Origin of the sequence: Arthrobacter sp. ZGTC131 (genome assembly GCF_002929275.1) — a bacterium.
Taxonomy (GTDB): Bacteria; Actinomycetota; Actinomycetes; order Actinomycetales; family Micrococcaceae; genus Arthrobacter.
This window is the reverse complement of sequence record NZ_PJIK01000001.1, coordinates 177,671-194,891: the sequence shown is the minus strand read 5'-3', so window position 1 is coordinate 194,891 and position 17,221 is coordinate 177,671. Positions and strand designations below refer to the sequence as shown.

Here is a 17,221-nt window from a genome sequence, read left to right as displayed (position 1 = left end):
GTTCCACGCCAAAGGAGACTTTAATGGCTACCCTCATGGATGTATCCGCGCTGAATGCCCGGATCACGTCCGGACAGCGCACCGTTCTGCTGGATGTCCGCTGGGCTCTCGGGGACCCCGACGGCCGCGCCCACTACCTCAGGGAACACATTCCGGGAGCGGTGTACGTGGACCTCCCCACCGAACTGGCGGAACCCGCGGATCCCGCCCGGGGACGGCATCCGTTGCCGCCGACCGAAAAGCTGCAGGAGGCCGCACGGGGCTGGGGAATCTGCGAAGGCGACGTCGTGGTCGCTTACGACGATGCCGGCAGCACGTCGGCCGCCCGCCTGTGGTGGATGCTCCGCAATGCGGGCTTCGGCAGTGTTTACCTGCTCGACGGCGGCCTGGCCGCCTGGCGGGGGGCCGGGTTGCCGCTCAAGGAGGGCCTCGAGCAGTCTGCTCCGGGCGACGTGACGATCACCGACGGCGGCATGCCGGTGATCGACGCCGCGAAAGCCGCCGAATGGGCTGCCTACGGCGTGCTGCTGGACGCGCGCGCCGGCGAGCGGTATCGCGGCGAGATAGAGCCGGTTGACCCGCGGGCGGGCCACATCCCCGGGGCCGTCAGCGCTCCCACCACCGGGAACCTTGACGACGGCGGCCGCTTCCTGCCGGCCGAGGAACTCCGGCTCCGCTTCGCCCGCCTTGGGGTCAATGCGGCGACGCCGACGGCGGCGTACTGCGGCAGCGGCGTGACGGCCGCCCATGAGATCGCGGCACTGGAAATCGCTGGCATCACCGCGGCGCTTTTCCCCGGATCCTTCTCCGAGTGGTCCAATGATGCGTCCCGGCCGGTGGCGACGGGCGCAGCGCCCGGGTGACCCGTGCCGGCGGCAACGGGCGGTTTTCAACCATCGTCGCAACAGGTTCGATGTGAAGGTGGCAGATGCCCTGGTAGTACTCGAGCGGTTCACAGTCGTCCGGTGAGGGATCCGCGGTAGCAAACTTCACGATCGCTTCGACCCCCAGCCTGTCCCCGATCGCGGCGGAGAGGCGCGGGTACGTGAAGGTCTTCGTCCATCCGGAGAGGGCCTCGCACTGCTGTTGTCCACGAGTTACGGTCCGGACGATTTCGCTTGGCCCCGGTTCCTGATTTAATTCAAGTAGGGCCAGCCATCGCGACAGAGCCCCTCAAGCGGCGTTCGCGTGAGCTGGCATCGGCAGTCAGGTGGCGGTAACCATGGGCATCAAAGTGGCAGTCGGTTATGACGGCTCGGACCCGTCCAAGCTAGCCCTGCGCTGGGCCGTGGAATATGCCATTGCATCGCAGGCGATGGTGCGCGTCATCCATGCCTGGATCTGGCCGCTGTTCACTCATGACGTAGGACCGGTGAAGGGCGTCGCCGACAGCGGGCTGCGGCACGCGGCCGAGGAAATTCTTTCCGAGGGCGTGGAACTCGCCCGCGGGATTTCGGCCGGATTGGAAATCGAACCGGGGATGGCTGCGGGCCTGCCCGCTGACGTTCTGCGTCAGGAATCCGCTGATGCGGACCTGCTCGTGGTCGGTAACCGCGGGCTGGGCGGCTTCCTCGGAAAACTGGTTGGCTCCGTTTCCGTTGACCTCACCGGGGCGTGTCCCTGCCCCCTCGTGGTGGTTCGGGCTCAACGTGGGGAAGGGAAACCGGTGGTCGCCTGTGTCGACGGCCACCTGCGGAGCAGCAAGGTCCTCGAGCAGTCAGTCCGTGTGGCGCAAACCCTGCAGACGACGTTGCGGATCGTCCATGTTGATCCGTCCGCGCCGGCCTGGAAGCGGCACACACCCTCGCCGTCGCACAACCGCGACGTGCTGCGCAATGCCCTGCTCTGGGTGCAGGATCTCGCCCCTGACCTGGCTGTGACGGAGGAACTGCTCCCCGGCCGCTCCGTGCATACTGCACTGGTCGACGCGGGAGCAGATGCCGAACTGCTGGTGTTGGGAGCTCACAGGCGTGAAGGCCATTCGGGGACCCTGGCCACAGTTCTGACCCACGCACATTGCAACGTCATGATAGCCAGATAACAAGGCGTGCGGCCTCGCCCGGATTCCGGGTGGGGCCCGCCTGATTCAACCAATGCCCTCCTGTGGAGGGTCGGAGCGATCCTCCACAGGAGGGTCTTGGCGTGGGGCTTTCTCATCATGTTTTTGGTGGGCCTGGGCGAGCAGGTCCAGCAGTTCCTTCTCGTCCTTTGCCTGGTGGCGGTGCCTGGGCCCGAAGCTTTGGATTTGTTGTTCTTCCTCGAGTAGCTTTCCGAAGATCCGGTTCCGTTCCCCGATATCCGCGGTGTAATCAGGGTTCAGGTAATTGACTGCATCGCGGCGGGCGGCGGAGATGACCGCCTGAGCCTTACCGCGGGAACTGAGCAGGGACACGAGAACAGTGACGCCGAGCACCGTGATGATGACGGTCAGCGAAAGCCTTGTACCGAACTCGACTACCGGTACGGGATTGCCGTCGTTGATAAATGGCACGGAGTTTTCGTGCAGGGCGTGGAGCATGAGTTTCACGCTGATGAATCCTAGGATCAGCGCCAGACCGTAGGAGAGGAAGATCAGGCGGTTCAGGAGACCGTCGATCAGGAAGTACAGCTGGCGAAGGCCAAGCAGTGCGAATGCGTTGGCAGTGAAGACGATAAAGACGTCCTGGGTCAGGCCAAAGATCGCCGGGATCGAGTCCAAGGCGAAGAGAATGTCTGTGCCGGCGATGGCAACCATCACGAGCAGCATGGGCGTCAGAGCCCGTTTGCCCTCCTGGACGGTGAACAGCTTGTCACGGTCGTAGTAGTCGGTGGTGTGAAATAGCCGTTGGGCTATCCGGATCATGATGTTATCGGCAGATCTTTCGTCGGTGCCCTCGGGTCTGAGCATATTCCCTGCAGTGATCAGCAGGATGAGCCCGAAGAAGTAGAAAACCCAGGCGAAGGTGGTGATGAGCGCAGCGCCGAGGAGGATGAAGACCGTGCGTGCGATTAGTGCGAACGCTATGCCAAACAGCAGCACTTTTTGCTGGTCTTCGCGGGGCACCCCGAAGCTGGTCATGATCACCAGGAAGACGAACAGGTTGTCCACCGACAGGGCCTTCTCAGTGATGAAGCCGGCGAAGTATTCGGCACCGGACGTTGCCCCTCCGAAGGCGACAATGCCGAGCCCGAAGCACAGCGCGACCCCTACATAGGCTGAGGACCAGATGGCCGCTTCCTTTAGCCTTGGAACGTGCGCACGACGGACGTGGAAAAAGAAGTCAAAGACCAGCATCGCAACGATTCCCGCGATGGTCAGCACCCATACAAGGACAGGAACGTCCATCACTCCCGCTTCCAGTAGCCGATGAAGGCACGGCAGGACGAGGCGCGCAAGGGGGCTGCGCCCGCTTCCTGCCTTGCGGTCAGGCTACGCCCGAATGCCCACAGAAGGCCACATAAACGCTGTCTGTTGCCTCCGTGAGCGCGCAGCCCTCCCGTACGTACGAACCGCGCCGTAGCTCATTGCCATGGCGATGAGCTACGGCGGCCGCAGAGCATCACGAGAGAGCACTACGCCTCCTTAGGGAACCTTCAAGCCGCCTCGTCCGGCTGGCCCTCGTCCGGCTGCCCGGGGTAGCGTCGACGTATGACTCCTGGACGCCCCGTACCGCCGCCGCTTGCCCTGAAGATCTCCCTGGATGAAGTCGCTGCCGAACAGGCCGCCGCAGAATCTGCCGGCACCGGGGAGCGGCGCCTGGCCGCAGCCCGCGGAGCGGTGTCCAGCACGGGCGGCCTGGTGCCGCTGACGGTGGCCCGGCGGGCGCCCAAAGCCGACGACGTTGAAATTGCCATTGAGTTCTGCGGGCTGTGCCACTCGGACGTGCATGCCACCCGGGGGGAGTGGGGCTCCCAGAACTACCCGCTGGTGCCGGGACACGAGATCGTGGGCCGGGTCAGCCGGGTGGGGTCCGACGTCGACGACTTTTCGCCGGGGGACCTGGTGGGCGTCGGCTGCCTGGTGGACTCCTGCCGCGAGTGTGAAAGCTGCCTGGACGGCATGGAGCAGTACTGCGAACGGGGCATGACGGGAACTTACGGCGCGAAGGACGCCCGAAACGGGGATTCGATCACCCAGGGTGGCTACGCGACGTCCGTCGTGGTGGACCGCCGGTACGTGCTGCGAGTGCCGGAAAACCTGGACCCCGCGGCAGCGGCTCCGCTGCTCTGCGCGGGCGTCACCACGTTCTCGCCGCTCCGTCATTTCGGCGTTGAGGAAGGCGATGTGGTCGGCGTGGTGGGCCTGGGCGGCCTGGGCCACATGGCCGTCAAGCTGGCCAAGGCCATGGGCGCGAGGGTGGTGGTCTTCACTACCTCGGAGTCCAAGGTCTCCGCCGCGCTGGAACTCGGGGCCGACGACGTCGTCCTCTCCCGCAACGACGACGCGATGGCGGCGGCGAACCGGAGCATCGACCTGATCATCGACACCGTGGCGGCCCCGCACGACCTGAACCCGTTCTTCCGGACGCTGCGACGGGACGGGGCGCTGTTCCAGCTGGGTCTGCCCTCCGAAGCCATGCCCCCGGTAAACCCCGGTGCGCTGATCCGGCGGCGTATCGCGTACGCCGGTTCCCTGATCGGCGGCATCGCGGAGACCCAGGAGATGCTGGACTTCTGTGCCGAGCACGGCGTGGTGTCGGAGGTCGAGATTGTCGGAGCGGAGCAGCTGAACGACGCCTATGACCGGATGGTCGCCGGCGACGTCAAGTATCGTTTCGTCCTGGACGTATCCACCCTGCAGGCACCGGCGGAAAGGGCTGACGCATGAGCACGCTGTTCACCAAGATTCTCAACGGGGAGATCCCCGGCCGTTTCGTCTGGCGCGAGCCGGACGTTTCCGCGTTCCTGACGATGGGCCCGCTGGCGGACGGCCACACGCTCGTGGTGCCCACCGAGGAAGTGGACCGCTGGACGGACGCCGCGCCGGACACGCTGGCCCGGGTCATGGAAGTGGCGCGCCGCATCGGCGCCGTGCAGGTGGACGTTTTCGGAGCCGCCCGGGCCGGCCTCATCGTGGCTGGCTACGAGATCAACCACATGCACGTCCACGTGTGGCCTTCCAACAGCATGGCCGATTTCGACTTCGCATCCGCGGAGCACAACCCGGACCCGGCACGGCTGGACGCCAGCGCCGAGAAGCTCCGCACAGGACTCCGCGGCGCCGGCTACGGGGAGTTCGTGCCCGAAGCGTAGGCGCTGGCGGCCTGCGGGGCTAGGCCGCCAGGGCCCTGTTCAGCACCGCACGGATCCGCTTCTCGGAGACGGAGTAGGCGGTGCCGAGTTCGACGGCGAACAGGCTCACCCTCAGTTCTTCGATCATCCAGCGCACCTGGGTGAGTTCCGCCCCGGCGCGGCGCCCGGGCAGCAGGGCTGACACGGCGTCGTCGTACTCATCCTCCAGCCGCTGCACTGCCGCCATGTTGAGCGCATCGCGCTGGACGTTTCCAGGCAGTTTTTCGAGCCGCTTCTCAACGGCGGCAAGGTAGCGGGGCACCTGGCTCAGCTGCGCATAACCGGTGCGGGCGACAAATCCGGGGAACACGAGCTGCTCGAGCTGGCTGCGGACGTCATTGAGCGCGCTGATGAGAGCCAGGCTCGTGGTGCCCTTCAGCTGCTTTTCGATCCGCCGGGTACTGGCCAGGATGCGTTCCACCACCGCGGTGACACTGAAGACGGTGTCGATCAGCTCGGCGCGCACCTGCTCGTACAGGGCGTCGAAGGATGCCCTGTCCCACGGGAGTTCCGGAGGCGTGAGCTTATCCACGGCCGCGAGGGCGCAGTCGGCAATCAAGGCCGACACCGATCCGTGCGGATTCTGGCTGAAGGTCAGTTTCTCCGTGTTATTCAGGTGCTCCAGGACGTAGCGGTCCGGCGACGGCACGCGCAAGGCGAGGAGGCGGATGACGCCGCCGCGCATGGCCTCCTGCTGCTCTGACGCGGACTGGAAGACGCGCAGTGCCACGGTCTTCCCCTCATCCACGAGTCCGGGGTAGCCGGTCACCGTGTGCCCCTTGACCATGACGCTGACTTCGCGCTGCACTGTGCCGAACGACCACTCGGTCAGGCCGGACTGTTCGGCGAATCCCGTCGGTGCAGGCGGCCGCCCGTCCTGCCCGGCTCCCTGGGGCGGGCCCTTCTTCGTGGCCCTCGGCGCGGCAGTGGCCGGCGTGGCTCCGAGGGATTCCGCGATGGCGCGCCGCGTGGCAGGTGCAAGTGTTTCCTGCAGGGTGTCCAGGTCCTTGCCTTCGTCCAGCACCTTGCCGCGGCTGTCCACCACCTTGAAGCTGACGCGAAGGTGCGGCGGAACCGCGTCCCAGTTCCAGGAGCCTGGCGGAACGATGTGACCGCGGATCCGCCTCAGCACCAGCTCCAGGGACGGCTCGAGGTCATCTTCGGCGGGATCGAAATCTGCCTCCAGCGCAGCCACTGCCTGCCTGGCGACGTCCGGAGCCGGCACGAAGTTCTTGCGGATCTGCTTCGGCAGGGACTTGATGAGCGCGGTGACCAGCTCCACCCGCTGGCCGGGGATTAGCCAGCGGAACGCGGCGTCTTCAAGCTGGTTGAGGAACAGAACGGGCACCTCGGCGGTGACGCCGTCCGAGGGATTCGGCGGCGATCCCGGAGCCACAGGGTGGAACTCGTAGGTCAGGGGCAGCTCGAAGCCCTTGTGCAGCCAAGTTTTTGGATAGGCGGATTCGTCGAGGGCGTCGGCGTCGTCGCTCAGGAGCAGCGACTGGTCGAAGTCCAGCAGCGCCGGCTCCTGCTGCCGGGCATCCTTCCACCACTTGTCGAAGTGCCGCTCCGACACGACGTCCTTGCCCACCCGGGCGTCGTAGAACTCGAAGAGGGTTTCGTCGTCCACCAGCAGATCCCGCCGGCGCATCCTCGCTTCGAGTTCCTCCACTTCCTGCAGGAGCGCACGGTTGCGGTGGAAGAATTTGTGGTGGGTCTTCCAGTCGCCTTCGACCAGCGCATGCCGGATGAACAGCTCCCGGGCCAGGACGGCATCGACCTTGCCGTAATTGATGCGCCGCTGCGCGATGATGGGCACGCCGTAAAGTGTGACCTTCTCATAGGCCATGACTGAACCCATTTTGGTGGACCAGTGCGGTTCACTGTAGGTGCGCTTGACGAGGTGCGGTGCCACCTGCTCCGCCCAGGCCGGCTCGAACTTCGCGGCAACCCGGGCCCAAAGCCTGCTGGTCTCCACCAGCTCAGCGGCCATGACGAACGTTGGCGACTTCTTGAACAGCGCCGAGCCGGGGAAGACGGCGAAGCGCGTGCCGCGGGCTCCGGCGTATTCGCGCTTGCGTTCGTCGAGGATGCCGATGTGGCTCAGGAGCCCGGACAGCAGGCTGATGTGGACACCCTCGTGATTGCCCACCGGGTCCGCCTGCCGCTTGTTGTCCAGGCTGATGCCGAGGGGGCGGGCAAGCTGCCGGAGCTGCGCGAACAGATCCTGCCATTCGCGGACCCTGAGGTAATTGATGAACTCGTTCCGGCAGAGCCTGCGGAACTGCGTGGACGACAGTTCCTGCTGCTTTTCCTGGATGTAGTTCCAGAGGTTCAGGAAGCCGGTGAAGTCTGAGTTTTCATCGCGGAACCGTGCGTGCTTCTCGGCGGCCAGCTGCTGCTTGCCTGAGCCGTCCCCCTGGGGGCGCTCGCGGGGGTCCTGGATGGTCAGGGCCGCGGCGAGGATCATGACTTCCCGGACGCAGCCGCGCTGTCCGGCTTCGACAATCATGCGGCCCAGCCGCGGGTCGACGGGAAGCTGCGCCAGTTTCTGCCCGACGGCGGTAAGCCCGCCGCCGTTGCGGCCCGCACCGTTGCCCGACCCTTCAGCAGTGCCGTCGGCAGTCCCGTCGCCTGGGCGGGAGGCGCTCAAGGCGCCGAGCTCCCGGAGCAGGGTGACGCCGTCGTTGATGGCACGCGAGTCGGGCGGCTCCACGAACGGGAAATCTTCGATGTCCTTGGGCCCGCGTGCCACTCCCATGGCTGTCATCTGCAGGATGACGGCGGCCAGGTTGGTGCGCAGGATCTCCGGATCCGTGTAAAGGGGCCGGGACTCGAAGTCCTCTTCGGAGTAGAGCCGGATGGCGATGCCGTCCGACACGCGGCCGCAGCGGCCGGAGCGCTGGTTGGCCGACGCCTGCGACACCCGCTCGATCGGCAGCCGCTGCACCTTCGTGCGGTGCGAGTAGCGCGAGATGCGGGCAGTTCCCGTATCAATGACGTACTTGATGCCGGGCACGGTAAGGGAAGTCTCGGCAACGTTGGTGGCCAGCACGATGCGCCGTTTGCTGCCCGGGTTGAAGACGCGGTGCTGTTCCTGCAGGCTCAGGCGGGCAAAGAGCGGCAGCACTTCGGTGCCGGCGAGACGCCGGTTGGACTGGATCCTGGCGTTCAGGGCTTCCGCGGCGTCGCGGATTTCGCGCTCGCCGGAGAAGAAGATGAGGATGTCGCCTGGCGCTTCCAGGGCCAGCTCGTCGACGGCGTCGCACACCGCGTCCAGCGGGTCCCGGTCCTCCTCGAGTTCGTCGTCGGAGGAGATGTCCTCATCATCACCGGCGGGCGCGCCGCCCGCCGGCTGGGACAGCGGCCGGTAGCGGATCTCCACGGGGAAGGTTCGTCCGGAGACTTCCACGATGGGGGCGGGTTCGTCCTCGGAGCCGAAGTGCTTCGCGAAGCGCTCGGGATCGATGGTGGCGGACGTGATGATGATCTTCAGGTCGGGGCGCTGCGGCAGGATCCGCTTGAGGTACCCCAGAATGAAGTCGATGTTGAGGCTGCGCTCGTGGGCCTCGTCGATGATGATGGCGTTGTACTTTCGCAGCAGCTTGTCGCGCTGGATCTCGGCCAGCAGGATGCCGTCGGTCATCAGTTTGACCTTGGTGGAACGGCTGACCTCTCCCGTAAACCTGACTTGGAAGCCCACTTCCTGGCCGATCTCGACGCCGAGTTCGAAGGCAATGCGCTCCGCCACCGTGCGGGCGGCCAGACGCCGCGGCTGCGTGTGGCCGATCAGGCCGTTCTCGCCCAGCCCCAGTTCCAGGCACATCTTGGGGATCTGCGTGGTCTTACCCGAGCCGGTCTCGCCGGCGATGATGGTCACCTGATTGGCGGCTATGGCGGCCATCAGGTCCTCGCGGCGCTCGGAGACCGGCAGCTCGGCGGGGTAGGCGATATGAAAAGTCATGGCTGGAACCAGTCTACTTGGAACTGACAGCACGCCACGGCAGCCGAAACGGGCAAGGTCACATCAGATACAGGAGCCAGGGCCGGGCCGCAACAAGAGGAGGGACCCGGCTCGAATGGAGCCGGGTCCCTCTGGCTGTTGTGGGTGGAGGGGGTGTTTATGGCGGCGCGCAACTAGATGATGCGCGTGGTGTAGCTGCTGCTGGGCAGGTCGAGTGCGGACCAGTCCCGGATCGAATACTCGGGCGGGGTGTGTCCGCGTCCGTCCCGCAGAACGGCGGTGAACGTTGCAGCTACTGAGATGAGGACCAGGACTACCAGGGCGATTCCGAAGATTTCCATACCTCTATGGTTCTCCCCGGGCAGATCAGAAAGAAGTGGCAGAAATGCCTAAAAAGGCAAAATTTCTGCCACAATGGTTACATGCTTAAGTCAGTAGCCTTGATCACGGTTCCGCACTTCTCGATCTTCGAGTTCGGCACGGCTTTTGAAGTGTTCGGGATTGACAGGTCGGACCGGGGAACCGGCGTTCCGCAGTTTGACTTCCGGGTCTGCACTCCCGTCCCCGGCGATATCCCGCTCAAGTCAGGCCTCACCATGAACGTCAGCCGCGGCCTGGAAGCAGCGGCAGACGCTGACCTCGTCATCATGACGCCTTACAGCCGGGAGTCGGATGTTGCCGAAGAGGTGCTCGAGGCCCTGCGGTCCGCCCACGAGCGCGGCGCCTGGGTGATGTCCATATGCTCCGGCGCGTTTGCGCTGGCCCGCGCCGGCCTTCTCGACGGCCGACGTTGCACCACCCACTGGCACTATTCGGGTGAGCTTGCAGCCCAGTTTCCGAAGGCCCTGGTGGACGAGAACGTCCTCTATGTGGAGCATGATCGGATCATCACGAGTGCCGGAACGGCGGCGGGCATCGATGCCTGCCTGCACCTCGTCCGGGTCGAGTTCGGCGCCGCAGTGGCGGCCGCAATCGCTAGGGACATGGTGGTTCCTCCGCACCGCGACGGCGGGCAGGCCCAGTTCATCGACCGCCCCATGCCAGAATGCGGCTCCCAGCCCATGGAGGAATTGCTGCGGTGGATGGTCCAGAACCTGGACGACGAACATCCCGTCCACGAACTTGCGGCCCGCGTGCACATGTCGCCGAGGACGTTTGCCCGCCGGTTCCGTGCCGAGACCGGCGCCACGCCGGCGGCATGGCTTAATTCCCAGCGGGTGCTGCGCGCGCAGGAGCTCCTCGAGTCCACCGAACTGAACATCGATGAGGTGGCGAGGCAGTCCGGATTCGGCCATCCGGTGCTGCTCCGGCACCATTTCGCCAAGGTTCTGGACACCAGCCCGCAGTCCTACCGCAGGGCGTTCCGCGGCCAGCTGGCGCCGGCCGGCTAGGAGGGCAAGCGTCCCTAGGAAGGTAAGCGGCCAGGGGCAAGCGGCGAGAAGCGAAAGCGCCTAGGAGCGTAGTCCGCCGCGCGTGCGTCCGGCCGGTGATTCCTCCGCTGCGGCTCTGGCGGTGTCCACCAGCACCCGCCACGGACCGGTCACAGCACGTTCCGGGAGCGTGGCGCGGTGTCCTCCGGCGCGGATGGAATACATGAACCGGTCGGGCTGCCCGTCCTGGATCTGCCGGGAGTCGGGCACGGCATCCCACGGGCAGGCCTCGACGATGGGCTGCCAGTGGGATTTGTCGCTGGACGTCACGGCTAGAACTGTCCAGGTACGGGTCAGCGCGGCAATCCCTCCGCTGCGCTCGACTGTGATCTTCATGGCAAGCTTCCTGGGTTTCCGAGGCTGCCGGGAGGGAGACTGGCACGCCCTCCCGGCGGTCAGTTAGAGCTTTACCTTCACAGTTTCCCACGCCTTGCGTACGGCGTCATGCTCCGCAGACTCCGCACCGAACAGCTCCCGGGCAGATGCCGCCGTCGCCTTGGCAAAGACAGTGAACGTGGCCGTCGGAGGGAGGGAGCCGCCTGTCAGTGTGTCGTACCAGATCTGCCCCGGGGCTTCCCACGCGTTGCCGCCCAGTTCCAGCGCCACGAGGCAGAATGCCCGGTTGGGGATGCCGGAGTTGATGTGGACGCCGCCGTTGTCCGCGCTGGTGCGGACATAGGAGTCCATGGAGTCGGGCTGCGGATCCTTCCCGAGCACGTCGTCGTCGTACGCGGTCCCGGGCGCCTTCATGGATCGCAGGGCCGAGCCTTCGACCTGAGGCGTGAAGAGGTCTTCGCCGATCAGCCAGCTGGCATCTGCGGTGGACTGCCTCCGGACGTACTGCTCAACCAGGGCACCGAAAACATCGGAGAGGGACTCGTTGATGGCGCCCGCCTGGTTCCGGTAGGCCAGCCCGGCTGAAAACTGGGTCACACCGTGGGCCAGCTCATGGCCGATCACGCTGAGGGAACGCGTGAAGCGTTCGAAGATTTCGCCGTCGCCGTCTCCGAAGACCATTTGCTGGCCATCCCAAAACGCGTTGTCATAGAGCTTGCCGAAGTGGACCGTGGCGTTGAGGGGCATTCCCCGGTTGTCGATGGAGTTCCGCCCGAAGACGTCGGCGTACAGGCTATGCGTATGGCCCAGGCCGTCGTAGGCCTCGTCGGCGGCGGGATCGCCGGTGGCTGCCTCGCCTTCCTTGCGGACGAGCAGGCCGGGGAGCGACTCCCCGGACTTTGCGTCGAAGACGGACCTGCTGACAGGGCCTGGCGCCAACTGCCGCATGCCCGGGGGAGCCTCGGCCGCGGTGGCAGCGCGGGCCGCCTGGACGGACCTGACGTGCCGCAGGGCTTCCTTGGCGGCCCTGGCAACGGCAGAGAACCGTGGCGAATCCTGCGCCGCGAGGCGCCGCAGCATGTAGGGCGGAACGATTGAACAGAACATGCAGATCAGCCTACGAGCGGCCACGGACAATTCTCTTCAGGCGCACGGCGGACAACTCGCCCGATGCCTCCTCGCACCGGGTGAATGCCCCCGGAAGATGCAGAAAACCCCGCCACTTGCTGGAAGTGGCGGGGTATTTTGTGCCCTCGATAGGATTCGAACCTACGACCTTCTGCTCCGGAGGCAGACGCTCTATCCCCTGAGCTACGAGGGCAGTCAGGGATCCAGCCGTTCCCGGCCGGACGTCCTAGAGCTTAGCAGGAAGGTGGGCCTGAATGGAAAACCGGCCGGGGCTCGGAGGTCCGTGTCGGCCCCGCCGTCAGTAACCTGCGAACGAGTCCACCTGGATCCGCCGGGCACCGGCCTGCCGTGCTGCCCGCCGCAGGGAGCCGACACTCGCCGGTGAACCCGAAATGTAAACCCTGCGACGCGCAATGTCCGGAACCAGCTGCTGCAGCGCCGGACCGTCCAGTCTGGCGCCTGTTCCCGCCACTGAGCCTGCGTCCTCGATGAAGTCCGGGGGAGTCGAGCCGTCGGCAAGCCGGGCGATGATGCGTGCTCCGGAGTTCTTCAGTTCAGCCGCATACGCGAGCTCGGAGGCGTTGCGGGCGAGGTAGAGCAGCACGACATCCCGCTCCCCGGCCGAGCCATCGGAGAGATGCGCAAGGTACGGTGTGATGCCAATTCCGGCCGCGATCAGGAGGACCGGGCTGTTGGACCGCCGCGGCAGGACAAAGTCCCCGGCCACCGTGGTGGCCGTGAGTTCATCCCCCGGCTTGAGCGCCAGGAGCTTCTGCTTGGCGGCGGAGACAGGGTGGGCGGTGCCCACGCCGATCTTCACGTGCGCCGCATCGGGCGGACTGGTCAGGCTGAAGACCCGGCGCCGGCCCTTGCCGTCCGGCTTGGCGTGCGGCAGGTCCAGCTCCAGGTACTGACCGGGAACGTGGCGGAGGGGGCGCCGCGGCTCGAAGACGAATTCCGTCGTCGTCGGTGTGAGTCGGCGCGAGTGCCTGAACAACAGCCGGACGCTTCCCCGCTGGCCGGCCAAGAACGCAAACACGTTGCCAACCAGCAGCGCCAGTTCGGGGGAGTTCGCGACCAAGCCGAAGTTGAAGGGCGTGGCAAAAAGGACTCCGACGACGGCGGCCAGCACCAGTTGCTGCCACCGCCGTGGCGGCAGCGTCAGCGGTTCAGTGAGCATGAACCCGACGAAGAAGATGACGGGGCTCTGCGCCAGTGGCTGCCACACTGCTCCGCCGGGGTCCACTCCCGATTGCAGGAGCCCGGCCGCCACGATGGACGTGGCCACCACGGTGAAGACCGCCGCCATGAGCATTTTCCGGGTCCGGTAGAGAACCAGAAGGACACCGGGAACCAGAAGCCACAGCATCGCCGGGGTCCCGGCCCACCAGGTGGCAATGTTCAGCCCGGTCAGGCCGGTGATGAACGCCCCCGCCGCTGCAGGATTGAAAATATGCCGTCCGCGCCACGCGAGGGCATATTTCGAGGCGGATGCAAGCACGCAGGCCAGGGCCACTCCGGCGAGATCCACGGCGGCAAACGTTGGACCGAACTGGGTGGGCCAGAACAGGAAATAGAGCAGCAGCCCGGTGATCAGCGACGATTCCGAGTGCGGGCGGACTCGGAAGAGGGCGGCCAGTGCCAGGTTGGACGCATAGGTCAGCCCTATGCACAGTGCCAGATGGGCGAGCAGGTGGGGAATGCCGAACGTCAGCCAGCCGAGGGCGTCGAGGACCAAGCTGTAGGCGGCCAGGACGGCGAGGACCAGCAGCACCAGCCGGTACATGGTGAAGCGGCCCAGGAACGCGTCCAGCGCCGTGACTGGCGAGCTCCGCGGCCGGGAGGTTGTGGAACTCATGTGAACAGCGCCCCTTCGAATTCCGCGGAGTATTCCGCACTGCCGTTGGAGAAAACCTTAAGCCAAGAGAACTGGAAATGGCGCTCCAGCACTTCGCCGGAGACAAAGAACAGGGCTGTTGCGAGGGCATCGGCCTCCATCGCGATTCCGGCCATGGCCCAGGTGGCGATGACCGTCCGGACCGGGACCCCGGTGGTGCCGTCCAATACATGGTGGAGGCCGTCACCCCAGGCCCTGCGGTTCGAGGCCGAGGCGCACAGGGCGCCGGTGCCGAGGGCCACCGTGCCGATCGCTTTGCTGGAGTCGTATGGATGTTCCAGCGCCACTGTCACCGGGGTGCTTCCGGTGTTCAGGAGGTCGCCGCTCGCGTCGATGAAGAACTCGGCGACGCCGTGGCCTCGCAGCACGTCGGCAAGGAGGTCCACCAGCTGGCCTTTGCCGGCCGCGCCGACGTCCAGCACGACGGGAGCCTTGGCGGTAACTGAAGTCCCGCGCCATTCCAGGACATCATCCCAGGCGGGAGGCGGAGTGGGCGCGCCGCGCGGCCGCAGTGAATACCCGGGGCCGTACCCCAAATGTTCCAGGCTGCCGCCAACCAGGGGCGTCATGGCGCCGTTGCTCAGGGCATAAAGGATCCGGTAGAGCGAGGCCAGGGCAGAGGCCTCGGCCGGAAACTCGAAGTGTCCGGGCCCGGCGGACATGCGGGACACCAGGGAATCGCCGCGGAACCGTGACCACGTGGAGTCGTAGCGCTCCACTTCGGAGAGCACGTGGCTGCGAGGTGCCGGTGCCAGCGGTTCAGGGGTGGAAATCTCCCAACTGGTTCCTATTCCTTCAAAGTTGAAGTTGTGCCAGTCCGGGTGCGGCATGGGCTCTCCTTTGCCTGCGGTTCAAGTCGTGACTCCCATGCCGCCCCGCAGCCGGTTACAGTGCCTGGGTCTTGATCTGTTCGACCGCCTGGTTGAAGCCGCCGCTGGTCAGGGATGAACCTGCCACCTTGGAGACCTTGATCTCCTCGAGGCTCCTGCCCACCACCTGATCCGCGATTCCGCCGGCAAATTGCCCTTGGAACTTGCGCGTGTTCGGGTTGGACGGGTGCTCGGTGATATCGACAGCGGACACCGTGCCGTTGGCCAGCGTCAGCTGTACCCCAACGGTTTCCGTCCCGTTCGGCGACTTGTAGGTTCCATCGGCAGTGTAGGTGCCGTCCTTGTAGCCTGCGCCGGATGACGCCAACGCGCTGGAGGACGGGCTGGATGCCGCCGCGGCCGACGACTCGGAGGACTGGGTTTCCTGGGCGGCGGACTGCTGGGCCGAAGGCGCGCAGCCGGCCACCGTGCCGGCGAGGGACAGGCCGGCAATGCCGGCAAAGACGCTTTTGCGGACGGAAGGCTTCACGGTGTCTCGTTTCGTTTGTACGGGCACTTACCGGGTGGAAGACGCTGAACTTAGGCTAAAGGTTCAATCTGTGAATTTCCCTACTTTTAGCTGTGATGACGAGGGGCCTGCTGAGGGGGCCCGAGGCCCCTCAGCAGCCCGCCCTGGATTCCGCCACATGGCGGGCCCCCGGTAGGCTAGGAATGTGACTCCCGAAGAACTCTCCCTCGCCATATCCTCCTGCCTGAAGGACGCCGTTACAGCCGGCGACATCGCCCTTCCCGAGTCGGCGGTTCCCGACACCGTCCTGGTGGAGCGACCCAAGAACAGGGAACACGGCGACTGGGCGACGAACATCGCCCTGCAACTTGCCAAGAAGGCGGGAACCAACCCGCGGGAATTCGCCACCGTGCTCAGCACCCGGCTGAAGGCGATCGACGGCGTCACGGCCGTGGACATCGCCGGTCCCGGCTTCCTGAACATCACCGTGGACGCCGCGGCAGCCGGGACGCTCGCCAAAGCCATCGTGGAGGCCGGCCCGGAGTACGGCACCAACTCCGCGCTCGCAGGCCACACGGTCAACATGGAGTTCGTCTCCGCCAACCCCACCGGGCCGCTGCACATCGGCCACACCCGCTGGGCAGCACTGGGTGATTCGATCGCCCGCGTCTTGCGCGCCTCCGGTGCGCAGGTGACCGCCGAGTACTACATCAACGACGCCGGCACCCAGATGAACGTGTTCGCCAACTCCGTCCTCGCGCGCCTCCACGGCCGGGACGTGCCCGAGGGCGGCTACCCGGGCGAATACATCCGCGACCTCGGCCACGAAGTCCTGACCCGGCACCCGGACATCCGTGAACTGACGGACGTTGCGGCCCTCCCGGTCATCCGGGCCGCGGCCTACCAGGCCCAGCTGAAGGACATCCAGGACACCCTGGCGGACTTCGGCGTCTCCTTCGACGTTTTCTTCTCCGAGCAGGAACTGCACGACGCCGGCGCGATCGAGAGTGCCGTTGCCCGCCTGCGCGAACAGGGCCACGTGTTCGACGACGGCGGCGCTGTCTGGCTGCGCACCACCGATTTCGGTGACGACAAGGACCGCGTGATGATCCGCGCGAACGGCGAACCCACGTACTTCGCCGCCGACGCAGCCTACTACCTGTCCAAGAAGGACCGGGGCTATACCGAAAAGATCTATCTGCTGGGCGCCGACCACCACGGCTACATCCACCGGCTCAAGGCCATCGCCGCCGCCGCAGGTGATGACCCCGAGGTCAACATCGAGGTGCTGATCGGCCAGCTCGTTTCGGTGAACGGCGCCAAGCTTTCCAAGCGCGCCGGCAACATCATCGAACTCAAGGACCTGATTTCCTGGCTGGGCAAAGATGCCGTGCGCTACTCCCTGGCCCGGTTCCCGGCCGATTCGCCCCTCACCCTGGACCCGGAGCTGCTCAAGAAGCACTCAAACGAGAACCCGGTGTTCTACGTGCAATACGCCCACGCCCGCTCCCGCGGCACCGCCCGCAACGCCGTGGCCGCCGGCGTGGACCGCAGTGCTTTCGACGCGTCGCTGCTCCACCACCCCACGGAAAATGAGCTGCTGTCGTACCTCGGCAGTTACCCGTCCATCGTGGCCAAGGCCGCGGAACTCCGCGAACCCCACCGGGTGGCCCGCCACCTTGAGGTCATCGCCGGGGCTTACCACCGGTGGTACGACGCCTGCCGCGTTGCCCCGCTGGGCGACGAAGCCGTCACCGATCTCAACCGCACCCGCCTGTGGCTCAACGACGCCACGAGCCAGGTGCTGGCCAACGGACTGGACCTGCTTGGCGTTTCCGCGCCGGAACGGATGTGAAC

The 17,221-nt window shown here is 65.9% G+C and carries 14 protein-coding genes and 1 tRNA gene; 6 read left to right on the top strand and 9 right to left on the bottom strand.

What is annotated here, in order from left to right:
* Positions 1-23 precede the first annotated feature (23 nt).
* Positions 24-863, top strand: a complete 840-nt coding sequence (locus tag CXQ90_RS00890; protein ID WP_104136259.1) for a sulfurtransferase — start codon at positions 24-26, stop codon at positions 861-863.
* Positions 864-1,222: 359 nt separating this feature from the next.
* Positions 1,223-2,041, top strand: a complete 819-nt coding sequence (locus CXQ90_RS00885; protein WP_104136257.1) for a universal stress protein — start codon at positions 1,223-1,225, stop codon at positions 2,039-2,041.
* Between the two features lie 45 nt (positions 2,042-2,086).
* Here CXQ90_RS00885 and CXQ90_RS00880 read toward each other — a convergent pair whose 3' ends face one another.
* A complete protein-coding gene (locus CXQ90_RS00880) occupies positions 2,087-3,325 on the bottom strand; it encodes a TerC family protein (RefSeq protein WP_104136256.1) in 1,239 nt (412 codons plus the stop codon).
* A 303-nt stretch (positions 3,326-3,628) separates the two neighbouring features.
* Between CXQ90_RS00880 and CXQ90_RS00875 the strand changes: the two genes are divergently transcribed.
* Together CXQ90_RS00875 and CXQ90_RS00870 are read left to right on the top strand one after the other, a co-directional pair.
* Entirely contained in the window at positions 3,629-4,807 is a 1,179-nt protein-coding gene (locus tag CXQ90_RS00875; RefSeq protein ID WP_104136254.1) for an NAD(P)-dependent alcohol dehydrogenase, read from the top strand.
* Complete coding sequence (locus CXQ90_RS00870) at positions 4,804-5,232, top strand: HIT family protein (RefSeq protein ID WP_104136252.1); 429 nt, start codon at positions 4,804-4,806, stop codon at positions 5,230-5,232. The genes CXQ90_RS00875 and CXQ90_RS00870 overlap by 4 nt, the downstream gene beginning before the upstream one ends.
* A gap of 19 nt (positions 5,233-5,251) precedes the next feature.
* On the opposite strand, the gene hrpA is transcribed toward CXQ90_RS00870, so the two are convergent.
* Both hrpA and CXQ90_RS22250 read right to left on the bottom strand, forming a co-directional pair.
* Positions 5,252-9,235, bottom strand: a complete 3,984-nt coding sequence (gene hrpA / locus CXQ90_RS00865; protein ID WP_104136251.1) for an ATP-dependent RNA helicase HrpA — start codon at positions 9,233-9,235, stop codon at positions 5,252-5,254.
* A gap of 173 nt (positions 9,236-9,408) precedes the next feature.
* On the bottom strand, positions 9,409-9,576 hold the full coding sequence (locus tag CXQ90_RS22250; protein WP_181038383.1) for a hypothetical protein: 168 nt from the start codon (positions 9,574-9,576) through the stop codon (positions 9,409-9,411).
* Positions 9,577-9,657: 81 nt separating this feature from the next.
* On the opposite strand from CXQ90_RS22250, the gene CXQ90_RS00860 reads away from it, so the two are divergent.
* Positions 9,658-10,626: a GlxA family transcriptional regulator gene (locus tag CXQ90_RS00860; RefSeq protein WP_104136249.1), complete on the top strand. Its 969-nt coding sequence runs from the start codon at positions 9,658-9,660 to the stop codon at positions 10,624-10,626.
* Positions 10,627-10,686: 60 nt separating this feature from the next.
* On the opposite strand, the gene CXQ90_RS00855 is transcribed toward CXQ90_RS00860, so the two are convergent.
* From CXQ90_RS00855 to CXQ90_RS00830, 6 genes are all read right to left on the bottom strand, one after another.
* Positions 10,687-11,001 (bottom strand): protealysin inhibitor emfourin, encoded by a 315-nt coding sequence (locus CXQ90_RS00855; protein ID WP_104136247.1) that lies wholly within the window; start codon positions 10,999-11,001, stop codon positions 10,687-10,689.
* A 63-nt stretch (positions 11,002-11,064) separates the two neighbouring features.
* Positions 11,065-12,108: a M4 family metallopeptidase gene (locus CXQ90_RS00850; RefSeq protein WP_181038382.1), complete on the bottom strand. Its 1,044-nt coding sequence runs from the start codon at positions 12,106-12,108 to the stop codon at positions 11,065-11,067.
* Positions 12,109-12,249: 141 nt separating this feature from the next.
* A tRNA-Arg gene (locus CXQ90_RS00845) sits at positions 12,250-12,322 on the bottom strand.
* 105 nt (positions 12,323-12,427) lie between these two features.
* The gene (locus CXQ90_RS00840) at positions 12,428-13,987 is read right to left on the bottom strand and encodes a ferredoxin--NADP reductase (RefSeq protein WP_104136245.1); all 1,560 of its coding nucleotides are present in this window, start codon (positions 13,985-13,987) and stop codon (positions 12,428-12,430) included.
* Positions 13,984-14,856, bottom strand: coding sequence for an FAD:protein FMN transferase (locus CXQ90_RS00835; RefSeq protein ID WP_104136244.1), 873 nt, complete (start codon positions 14,854-14,856; stop codon positions 13,984-13,986). Before CXQ90_RS00835 ends, CXQ90_RS00840 begins: the two co-directional genes overlap by 4 nt.
* 55 nt (positions 14,857-14,911) lie before the next feature.
* On the bottom strand, positions 14,912-15,385 hold the full coding sequence (locus tag CXQ90_RS00830; protein ID WP_104136241.1) for a hypothetical protein: 474 nt from the start codon (positions 15,383-15,385) through the stop codon (positions 14,912-14,914).
* A gap of 184 nt (positions 15,386-15,569) precedes the next feature.
* Here CXQ90_RS00830 and argS point away from each other — a divergent pair, with 184 nt between their 5' ends.
* Positions 15,570-17,219: an arginine--tRNA ligase gene (gene argS / locus CXQ90_RS00825; RefSeq protein ID WP_104136240.1), complete on the top strand. Its 1,650-nt coding sequence runs from the start codon at positions 15,570-15,572 to the stop codon at positions 17,217-17,219.
* Positions 17,220-17,221 lie beyond the last annotated feature (2 nt).